9 protein-coding genes are annotated in these 10,783 nt (G+C 59.3%); 7 read left to right on the forward strand and 2 right to left on the reverse strand.

Annotated elements, in window-relative coordinates:
- Nucleotides 1-965, forward strand: a 965-nt coding sequence (locus V6C07_RS11340; RefSeq protein ID WP_333536592.1) for a translocation/assembly module TamB domain-containing protein, incomplete at its 5' end; no start/stop codon positions are given.
- Nucleotides 966-1,187: 222 nt separating this feature from the next.
- Here V6C07_RS11340 and typA read toward each other — a convergent pair.
- Nucleotides 1,188-3,014: a translational GTPase TypA gene (typA, locus tag V6C07_RS11345; RefSeq protein ID WP_333536593.1), complete on the reverse strand. Its 1,827-nt coding sequence runs from the start codon at nt 3,012-3,014 to the stop codon at nt 1,188-1,190.
- A gap of 57 nt (nt 3,015-3,071) precedes the next feature.
- Entirely contained in the window at nt 3,072-3,983 is a 912-nt protein-coding gene (locus V6C07_RS11350) for a purine-nucleoside phosphorylase (RefSeq protein ID WP_333536594.1), read from the reverse strand.
- A 454-nt stretch (nt 3,984-4,437) separates the two neighbouring features.
- On the opposite strand from V6C07_RS11350, the gene V6C07_RS11355 reads away from it, so the two are divergent.
- The 6 genes from V6C07_RS11355 to V6C07_RS11380 all read left to right on the forward strand — a co-directional run.
- Entirely contained in the window at nt 4,438-5,892 is a 1,455-nt protein-coding gene (locus V6C07_RS11355; protein WP_333536595.1) for a biotin carboxylase N-terminal domain-containing protein, read from the forward strand.
- Nucleotides 5,893-5,907: 15 nt separating this feature from the next.
- Nucleotides 5,908-6,579 (forward strand): DUF1847 domain-containing protein, encoded by a 672-nt coding sequence (locus tag V6C07_RS11360; RefSeq protein ID WP_333536596.1) that lies wholly within the window; start codon nt 5,908-5,910, stop codon nt 6,577-6,579.
- Between the two features lie 15 nt (nt 6,580-6,594).
- Nucleotides 6,595-8,844 (forward strand): acetyl-CoA carboxylase carboxyl transferase subunit alpha/beta, encoded by a 2,250-nt coding sequence (locus V6C07_RS11365; protein ID WP_333536597.1) that lies wholly within the window; start codon nt 6,595-6,597, stop codon nt 8,842-8,844.
- A gap of 459 nt (nt 8,845-9,303) precedes the next feature.
- Nucleotides 9,304-9,954: a biotin attachment protein gene (locus V6C07_RS11370; RefSeq protein ID WP_333536598.1), complete on the forward strand. Its 651-nt coding sequence runs from the start codon at nt 9,304-9,306 to the stop codon at nt 9,952-9,954.
- Nucleotides 9,955-9,997: 43 nt separating this feature from the next.
- Nucleotides 9,998-10,336, forward strand: a complete 339-nt coding sequence (locus V6C07_RS11375) for a hypothetical protein (protein WP_333536599.1) — start codon at nt 9,998-10,000, stop codon at nt 10,334-10,336.
- 38 nt (nt 10,337-10,374) lie between these two features.
- On the forward strand, nt 10,375-10,783 hold a 409-nt coding region (locus tag V6C07_RS11380; RefSeq protein ID WP_333536600.1), incomplete at its 3' end, for a single-stranded DNA-binding protein.

Here is a 10,783-nt window from a genome sequence, read left to right on the forward strand (position 1 = left end):
GCGACATACGCATCGAGCTTTCGGGCGATGTGGGCGTGACAGGCAGCGCCACCGCGCCCAAAGTGGACGGCCTGATCACCGTCAACCAGGGCCTCGTGCAATTGAACAAGCTGGCTGTGGGCGGCAGCGTCACCACCCTGCCCATCAGCGAAAGCCCCGCCCCCGGTACGGCGCAAAGCGTTTCCACCGCTGGAGCCGCAAGCGGCAAGCCCGAAGCAAAGGGCAGCCTGAACCTGCGTATCGTCATTCCCGGCCGTTTTCTGGTGGAAGGGCATGGCCTCAGCAGTGAATGGAAAGCCGACCTGCTGGTCTCAGGCACGCCCGAAGATCCGCAGATCACGGGGCAGATCATGGCCGTCAAGGGCAGCTTTGACTTTCTGACCAAGATATTCAAGCTCTCACGCGGCACAATCACCTTTGCGGGCGGTTCCCTGAGCAACCCTCTGCTGGACCTCAAGCTTGCCAATGAAACGCCCAATCTTACGTCCTATGTGAGCATCACGGGAACCGTGCGCAAGATGAAGCTTTCGCTCAGCAGTGAGCCGGAACTGCCCCGGGACGAAATACTCGCCCAGATTCTTTTCGGCAAAAGTACCAACGAACTTGGGCGGCTGGAAAACCTGCGGCTGGCCGGAGCCGTGGCGCAACTGGCGGGCTTCGGCTCGGGCGGCGGCGGTATTTTTGACGTCACGCGCAATGTTCTGGGCGTCGATGTGCTGCGTCTAAGCTCCACGCCGAGCAGCGGGTCCGGCGACCCGTCCGGTGATGAGGGCATGGGCGCAGGAACCGCCGTGGAAATGGGGAAATACATCACCGAGATCATTTATGTGGGTGTGCAGCAAGGTATGAAACAGGGCAGCACGGCCTTTATCATTCAGCTTGAACTGACCCCGCGCACCAGTCTGGAACTGCGCTCGGAACAGCAGAGCACCTGGGGTGGCATACGCTGGAAATATAACTATTAGAGCATTTAACACTTGAAATGCTTGCTTACGGCAGGCAAAAGCCTGCCTACTCGCATTTCGTGGCAAGGATTTTCCTGAAAATCCTTGCAGAGCAGTTAACTCATTTCATTCGTTAACTGCTCTAAAAGCAAATACGCCTGAAAGCAGACCCAAATGTTTCGCGGCAAGGATTCCATAAGAATCCTTGCCGCGTCTGCATGCAACCTACGGATAAACCGCTTTCTATCCCTTGCGCCTGCCAGCGATCTGGTAGCGCTTCTGGGCCGAAAGCTCGGCCTTGCGCAGGCGGATGGACTGGGGCGTTACTTCCACCAGCTCGTCTTCGCGCACAAAGTGCAGGGCGTGCTCCAGCGTCATCCGGCGTACGGGCGTCAGGATGACGTTTTCGTCCTTGCCTGCCGCGCGCATGTTGGTAAGCTTCTTTTCCTTGGTGGCGTTCACGTCAATATCGTTGTCGCGATTATGCTCGCCCACGATCATGCCTTCGTACACGGGATTGCCCGGTTCCACAAAAAGCACGCCGCGAGGCTCAAGGTTAAAGAGCGCATACGCCACGGCGCTGCCTGCCCTGTCGGCCACGATAGAGCCGGAAAAGCGCGTGGGAAAATCGCCACGCCATTCCTCATAGCCCTCAAGATACGAGTTCATGATGCCCGTACCTTTGGTATCCGTAAGAAATTCATCACGGTAGCCGATAAGGCCACGCGAGGGTACGGTGAACTCAAGACGTACACGGCCCGTGCCGTTGTTGACGCAGTTAAGCATGCGGCCCTTGCGCTGGGCCAGCTTTTCCGTAACCACACCCATGAAAATTTCGTCGCAGTCCACATAAAGACGCTCTATGGGCTCAAGAACTTTGCCGTTTTCGTCCTTTCTCAGGATGACTTCAGGGCGGCCCACGGAAAGCTCAAAACCTTCGCGCCGCATGGTCTCGATAAGAATAGCCATCTGAAACTCGCCGCGCCCCTTGACCAGAAAAGCATCCCGGTCGGCGGTGTCTTCTACCCGCACGGCCACGTTGCGCAGGGTTTCCTTTTCCAGGCGGTCGCGAATGGCGCGGCTCTGCACGATCTTGCCCTCACGCCCGGCCAGGGGCGAGGTGTTGATGCCAAAGCGCATGGCTACCGTAGGCTCGTCCACCCTGATGCGCGGCAGGGCGCGGGGGTTGGTGCTGGTGCAGATGGTATCCCCGATGGTCACGTCTTCAATGCCCGCCAGCACCACGATGTCGCCGGGGGTGGCTGTTTCCACCTCGGCAAGCTTCAGGCCGTCGTACACCTGAAGTTTTGTGGCGCGCAGGGCGCGCGGCTTTCCGTTTTCGCCAACGCAGGCAAGGGTTTCCCTGCTGTGTACATGCCCGTGCATAATGCGGCCCACAGCCAGACGCCCCAGATAGTCGGAATAGTCAAGGTCGGCCACCAGCATCTGGAAGGGCTGCTCGGGGTCGTGCGCAGGGCCGGGAATATGCTTCAGAATGGCCTCAAACAGAGGGGTCAGGTCTTTCTGCTCGTCATCAATGTTATTCATGGCTACGCCCTGGCGGCCAATGGCGTAGAGCACGGGAAACTCGAGCTGCGCCTCGTTGGCGTCCAGATCGATAAAAAGATCGTAGATTTCGTTAAGCACTTCTTCGGGACGGGCGTCCTTGCGGTCGATCTTGTTGATGACCACCACCACGGGCAGTCCGGCTTCCAGTGTCTTGCGCAGCACAAAGCGGGTTTGCGGCAGGGGGCCTTCAGAAGAGTCCACCAGAAGGATGGCCCCTGTGGTCATCGAAAGCGAACGTTCCACCTCGCCGCCGAAGTCCGCGTGGCCCGGTGTGTCGATAATATTGATCTTGACGCCGTTCCACGAAACGGCACAGTTTTTGGCGGCAATGGTAATGCCGCGCTCACGTTCCAAATCCATATTGTCCATGACGCGGTCGTCCATCTGCTGGCCGGCGCGAAGGCCGCCGCCCTGCCTGAAAAGCGCGTCCACCAGAGTGGTCTTGCCGTGGTCAACATGAGCTATAATGGCGACGTTGCGAAGAGAATCGTTATGATGCATGGGCGCTTTGCCTTTTAGTGTAAAAAAATGAGTCCGGGCTGCGCTTGTACGTACTTTTTAAAGTTTTGTCATCATTGCCCGTATCAGGCGGCCCAGATTTTTACCCGCCTGGGCGGCCACAAGAATAATTTCTTCCAAGGGCGCCGGGGTCATACAGTCCGGCAAGTTTTTATTTGAAATACATGAGAGGCCAAGCACGCGCATACCCAGATGACGCGCCGCAATGACCTCAAGCACGGTGCTCATGCCGACGGCGTCGGCTCCCCATTGCCGGTACATGCGCGTTTCGGCCGGAGTTTCCATTTCAGGCCCGCGCACGCCGATATACACGCCGCGTTCCAGCCGCAAGCCGAGCCTGGCCGAGGTTTCCATAGCAAGGGTACGCAACTCGGCGTCAAAAGGCGCGCTCATGTCGGGAAAGCGCGGTCCCCACTGATCGCAATTACAGCCGAGCAGCGGCGAATGTCCCGTATGGTTGATAAAATCGCTCATGCACATGATGGAACCGGCGTCAAAATGAGGATTAAGCGCCCCCGCCGCATTGGTGATCACAAGCGTTTTGACGCCCATGGCCGCCATGACGCGCACCCCCATGCACACTTCGGCCGGGCTGCGGCCTTCGTACAGGTGACAACGCCCCTGCTGGATAAGCACGGGCCGTCCCGGGGCATCGTCCTCACCGCAGGATGAGGGAAAACGCCCCCACACAAAAGCCCCCACATGCGAATCCACGCTGGATACGGGAAAACCCGGCAGGTCGGCATAAGGAATGGCTACCCGTTCCGTCAGCCTGTCCGCCAGGCCCGAAAGGCCCGTACCCAGAACAAGACCAACGGGAGCGCTGTTGTCTTCTGCCGCCGCCCCGGTGATTTTTCGCATGCCCATAACCTGTGAAAAGGTACAGGGCGCAGCCTCCAGAGCCTTGCGCAGAGCCGCTGCGGCCGACTGGACTTCTTGCGGATTTTGCATATTATCCCTCCTGATTTTAGAGCAGTTTCTTCTTGAAGCTGCCCTGACGGCTGCGTGAGTAAGCGCAATTTATTTGCGCAGTTAAGCGAAGAAGCGAGAGTGTCTTAAACTTTGAGAATGTCCATTCTCAAGGTTAATCTGCTCCGGTTGCGCTGCCAAGCGGCGCAGGGAGCGCCAGAATGATGTTCTCAAAGATACCGTGCCCCAACGGGGCGACAGCGGGCAATGCCGCGCAATAATCGGGGCGACTTTTTTCGTTCGCCCGCAGTACTGCGTGTGGATTTTCACACGGAAAGTGCGTATGCTCGGTTGATACGAATCCTGTATAGCCCGCCCGGCCCAGTCCCACAAGGGCAAACCGGCGGGCCGGACTACGCTTCGGCGGCCACGCTCCGTGGCCGCGCCGGAACTATCAGACCAACAACTACCGCTTGCGCCCCCAAGGCGCCACATAATGAGGGAGACAGGCTTGGACAACGCTCAGGAAACCATTCCCCTGCACAAGCATAAAATTCTGGTAGCCAACCGCGGCGAAATCGCCATGCGTATCATGCGGGCCTGCCGCAAGCTGGGCGTGGCTTTTACCGCCATATTCACCGCCGAAGACGCGGCTTCGGGCCATGTGCGCCTTGCACGCGAAGAAGGCGGAGAAAAAAGCCTTTTCCGCGTTTCTTCCTACCACGATGCCAATGAGCTTATGTCTGTGGCTGACGAGGCAGGCTGCACCGCCGTGCATCCCGGCTACGGTTTTTTTGCCGAAGACTTCCGCTTTGCCCGCCGCGTGACCAAACGCGACCGCAAGCTTGTCTTTATCGGCCCCTCGTGGAAAATCATCCGCGAACTTGGCGACAAGATCAATACCAAACGCCTTGCGCGCAGCCTTGGTGTGCCGACGGTTCCCGGTTCTGACCGCCCCATCTATGATGAAATGGAAGCGGAACGCATCGCCAAAAGCATCTTTGAATTTCAGGCCCAGCAGGGCATCAGCCGCCCGCTGGTGCTGGTCAAGGCATCGGCTGGCGGCGGCGGCATGGGCATTGAGGAAGTGTATGACCCGGATCAGTTCCGTTCCGTCTACCGCCGCATCCGCAACTATGCCCTGCGCCAGTTCAAGGACGAAGGCGTGCTTATCGAGCAGCGCATTACGGACTTTAACCACCTTGAAGTACAGGTTGTTTCCGACCGCACAGGAACCAGTCCCGTGCATTTCGGCACGCGCAACTGCTCCATCCAGTCCACCGGGCTGCAAAAGCGCGTCGAGGTGGCCCCCGGTTTTGTGCCGGAAGAACTCGACTACACTTTTGACGCGGGCAAGGTGCTCAAGGACATCGTCCACTACTCCCTGACCATGGCCCGCAAGGTCGGCTACGACAACGTGGGTACATGGGAATGGATCGTCACCCGCAAGGGCGAGCCGTTCCTGATGGAAGTAAACACCCGCATCCAGGTGGAAAACGGCGTTTCGGCCCGTATCTCGAAGGTCAAAGGCCAGGGCGATGTGGATATCATCGCCGAGCAGATACGCATCGGCCTTGGCGATCCCCTGGGCTATGGCCAGGACGACATCACCTTTGACGGCGTGGGCATTGAATACCGGCTCATTGCCGAAGACCCGGACAGCAATTTCACCCCCTGGGTGGGACGCATCGAGCGCTTCCAGTGGAAAGAACAGCCCTGGCTGACCATGCTCACCCACGTTCCGACCCGGGAGCCTTACGAAATTCCGACAGAATTTGATCCCAACCTGGCTCTTGCCATCATATGGGGCAAAGACCTTGAAGAAGCCAAGGCCCGTGGCCTTGAGTTTCTGTATGACCTGCGCCTTGAGGGGCATAACGGCGCGGGGGACACCCTGAAATCCAACGTAAACTTTTTAGCGGCCAATACGGAACGGATTCTCCGTTTCTGACCAAAGGAGGAAACTATGGGGACCTCCCGGTTTCCCACATGCGCTGCCTGCCCCTTCAAGCGCGAAGATCGCCTGTGCGTCAAAGCCGGCGGCAAACACCCGGCCAACTGCCCCGCTGCCCTGCGTCACGACCTGGGCCATGAGGCGCTGGACTGTTATAAAGATGACACATTGCGCATGGCGCGCGAATCGGCCATTGTTGAATACAATTGTTACACGACGCTGCCCGGCGGCACGCGCATTCCCTGCCACCCGCGCATTCTTGAAATTATGGAATACGCCACGGCTATGGGAGACAAACGTCTCGGACTTCAGTTCCGCATTGGCCCGCGTGAAGACGCCGAGGTCTCTGCCGACATTTTCGAGGCTCACGGTTTTGAAGTGGTTTCGGTTATCTGCAAGGTCGGCAATGTATCCAAAAACGCTCTTGGCATTGACGCCGGGCACATGCACAATCCCGCCAGGCCGGAGACCAGGTGCAAGCCCGTGCTGCAAGCCAGGACCATGAACGACGCCAAGGTGGAACCCAATGTTCTGCTGGGCCGGTGCGTGGCGCACGACACTCTCGCCATGCGCTATCCTGAGGCCCCCACAACCGTTCTGGCCGTCAAGGATCGCATGCTTGGCAACAACCCGCTGGCCGCCCTGCACTCATCCTGCTCCAATTACCTCAAAAAACCCGTTTAGCGGCGCACGCGAGTTATGGACAACAATATAGAGAAACGAATCCAGAGTCTGCGCGACAGGCTCAGTTATATGGTGGACATTTTTGCCGGCAAGCACAAAGACAATGCGCAACTGCTGGAAGAAAAGCTCACCTCTTTCGCGGCACGCGCCCGCGCAGGGGAAATTGAAGACCCCTATGCGGAGCTGGCGACGGTTGAAGACCTGTTCTGCTATGTGGAGCGCCGCCTTGAGGGCAGCATTACTCCCATGGACAAGGTGCGCATCGTTCGCCACCCGCAGCGCATCTGCCTGCGGGACATCCTGGAAAACGTCTACGACAACTTCACCGAAGTCGGCGGACAGGACGAGCACAGCCTGGACCCCAGCATGCTCATTGCCCGCGCCGTCATTACCCGGCGCAGGGGCAAGAAGACCTATACCCAGTCCGTTATGGTCATCGGGCAGGAAAAAGGCCACGGGGCGGAATTCCGCAACGGCGGCTCGGTCAAGCCCTGGGGCAACGCCAAGGCGCAGCAATACATGCGCGTGGCGGAAACCGAGGGCATTCCCGTACATGCCTACATCTTCACGCCCGGCTCGTATCCCATTGAGGACTACCCCGGCGCGGCGCAGCAGATCGCGCGCAATATCTACAGCATGGCCGGTCTGCGCGTACCCGTCATCGCCGTCATTTCCGAAGGCGGCTCCGGCGGGGCCGAGGCCATCGGCCTTGCAGACAAAAGGCTTATGCTCTCGCACGGTTACTATTCGGTCATTTCGCCCGAAGGGGCCGCCGCCATTGAAGGCCGCCTCAAGGCAGGGCAGCGCGCCGCCCCCGAACTGATCGAGCACTGCGCCCAGAACCTCAAGATCACCGCGCAGGACAACATCAAGTTCGGCTATATCGACCGCATCGTGCAGGAGCCGCCCCTGGGCGCGCGCCCCTGGCACTTCGACTTTTTCCGCACCCTGCGGCAGGAAGTCATACGCGCCACGGACGAGGTGGTGGTCTCCACCCGCGTCATGCCCATCCTCAAGGGCTTTACGCTTTCGCGCCTGCGCAGGCCCGATGCCAACCTGGACGAAATGCATACCCGTTGGGGGCTTTCCTCCAAGGCCAAAGACCGCCTGCGCGAACGCCGCCAGCAGAAGTTTCTGCGGCTTTCCCGTCAGGCGGCACGGGACCGCAGACCCTTCCTCACCAAGATGGCCGGTGCGGCCTGGGACTGGATATCCAAGCCCTGGGTCAGCTTCAAATACGATTTCTATCGCAAGCACCAGCGCCGCATCCGCACCTTTATGGAAGAAATGGGCAACGAATGGGACGTGTTCAAGGGCCGACTGCTGGCTCCCTGGCACAAGCTCACCCACAAACTGCCCGGCAAGCAGGACAACAAGGCCAAGGAACTCATGGCCCTTTCCACCTGGGCGGACGATTCGCGCCGCCTCAAGTGGAACTACATATCCCCGCGCTACAAGGCCGACCGCACGGTCACCTGCCCCAACAGCGCCTCTTACGGCTGCCTGGACCTGTGGGGACCCGACCTCTTCGCCGAATTCGCGGGCGTGTGCAGCCACTGCGGTTACCATTTTCCGATGGAGCCGGAATGGTATGTAAAGAATGTCTTTGACTCCGGATCGGTCTTTGAGTTCAACAGCGAAATTGAAGCGGGCAACCCGCTGGATTTCCCTGATTTCAATGACCGCATCGCCGCTGCCCAGAAAAAAACCGGGGCCAAAAGCGGCTGCGTGACCTTTGAGGCCCGCATCGACAACACCAAGATGGTCGTCGCCATGCTTATGGGAACCTTTCGCGGCGGCTCCGTGGGCGCGGCCGAAGGCTACAAGTTTGTGGAAGCCGCCCAGCGCGCAGAGAAAAAGCGCTATCCCTTCCTGGCCTACGTTCACGGCACGGCGGGCATACGCATTCAGGAAGGCACGCACGGCGTCATACAGATGCCGCGCTGCACCGTGGCCGTGCGCCGCTATATTGAATCCGGCGGTCTGTACATGGTGCTTTACGACACCAACTCCTTTGCCGGGCCGGTCGCCAGCTTCCTCGGCTGCTCGCCCTATCAGTTCGCCGTGCGGTCCTCCAACATCGGCTTTGCCGGACCGGGGGTTATCAAGGAAACCACGGGGATGGACATCCCGCCCAAGTACCACCGCTCCTACCGCGCCCTGTCGCGCGGACACATCCAGGGCATATGGGACAGACGGCAGGTGCGCGCCAACCTCAAGCAGGCTCTGCTCACCATCGGCGGCAGAAACCTTTATTACCGGTAGGCGGTGTTATAATGGTACAGATGCGTAATCAATCACTGTCGCCATCTCTAAGGCCCTGCGGGCCTAAGACCTGCCGCGCTCTGCTCACCATCGGCGGCAGAAACCTTTATTACCGGTAGGCGAAAAAGCATGCCGGGAGCGGAGAGCAAGGCGTTGTGACCAGATCATGACGCCCGTTCCCGGCCGTAACAATCGCTGTAGACAGGGGATACGTTCAACGCGGCCCAAATGTGTACCCGTGCGCGCCCGGTGTGTACCAGAGATGCCCCGTTGCATGCGGGCAGGTGAACACGGTGATGCGCACCACGCACACGGCCCACAGCGAAAAGAACGGGGCACGCAGCGCCAGCGCAAACGCGGCCCGAAAAGACCGTCGCACGCAGCAGGACAGCCCCGAAAGAAACCAAGCGCCCGCGCCGCTCCGGCGGCACGCACGCCCAAGCATATAACGGACCAAGCATGATCAACATATCTTCACTGCTGGACGAGATAAAGGCTTCGCCCTACCGCGAAATCGTCATCCGCACGCCCCATACGGGCCGCGTCACCTTTGCGGAACTCAGGCAGGGCGATCAGGCCCTTGGCCCGCAGGGCCAGTGGAAAGAAAAGCCCGGCACGCTCATTGCCACACTGGAGCGCGAGCACAATCCCAAGCCCATCTGCGCGCCCGAAAAAGGCGAGGTGAGCGTCATACACAGCGAGCTTGAAGGGCAGTTTGTGGAGGCGGGCGCACCCCTTGCCGTGCTGCGCCACATGCTGACCAAGGATGAGGTGCAAAGCATCATCCTGAAAAAAACCCTGCACCTTTTCCGCGCGCCGGAACGGGCCAAATACTATTTTACACCTGAAGTGGACAAAAAAATCCGCGCCGCCGACGCCCAGTCCGTGGCAGTGCGGGACGGCATGGAACTGCTCATCATGTCGCGCATGAAGCGCGAGGTTCCCCTCTGCTACACGGGACCCGACGGGGTAATCTATGCGGTCTACTTCAAGATCAACGACAACATGGACGCCGGCGCCCCGCTTTTGGGCGTATGCCCCAAGGACCAACTGCCCGCCATCCAGGACGTGATCATGCGGGTGCAGACCGAATGGACAGAAAAGGAATAGAACCCGCACCATTCCGGCTGGTCAAACCCCACGGAGGCTACTTATGGGCAAGGCTTTGCAGATTCGCGTCACTGCCGTGACATGGAATGAAGACCTGCTTGAAAAACTGTGGCCCAAACTCACAGAACTTGCCTTCAGCGTACCCATCAAGCACGAAAAGCACGGCGTTCTTGAAATGGTGCGCGCCCTTGGCGACGGCCTGCAATTTCTGCCCTGGTCCGAAGCCAGGCGCAAGGCCATGGGGCCGGGCATTGAAGAAGCCGTGCGCCTCAAGCAGGCACTGGAAACGGCGCTGGCCGACTGGCAGCCCCGTGAGGCCAATATTTTAAGTGACAAACTTGAAGACGTGCTGGATACTCTTGAAAAGGTCTTTGTGGCCTGAGATATCCGGAACAAGAAGTATTTATCGGAGACTTTCGCATGCTTAATAAAGTCATGATCATCGGCCGTCTGGGGCGCGACCCCGAATTGCGCTATACCCAGAGCGGCTCGCCTGTGGCGAGCCTCAATATAGCCACTGACGAATCTTACACCGACCGCGACGGCAACAAAGTGGATCGCACCGAGTGGCATCGCGTATCTGTTTTCCAGCGCCAGGCCGAGAACTGCGCCAACTACCTGACCAAGGGCAGCCTTGTCTACGTGGAAGGCAGCCTGCAGACCCGCAAATGGCAGGACCAGCAGGGCCAGGACCGTTACACCACCGAGATCAAGGCCCAGCGTGTGCAGTTTCTTGACCGTAAGAGCGATGCCCCGCGTGGCGAAAGCGGCGGCGGTCGCGGCTATGAGGACGATTACGGCGCGCCCGCGTCTCGCGGAAACGCCCCCC

It is taken from the genome of Desulfovibrio sp. 1214_IL3152, assembly GCF_036763055.1.
In the GTDB taxonomy this organism is placed as follows: domain Bacteria; phylum Desulfobacterota; class Desulfovibrionia; order Desulfovibrionales; family Desulfovibrionaceae; genus Desulfovibrio.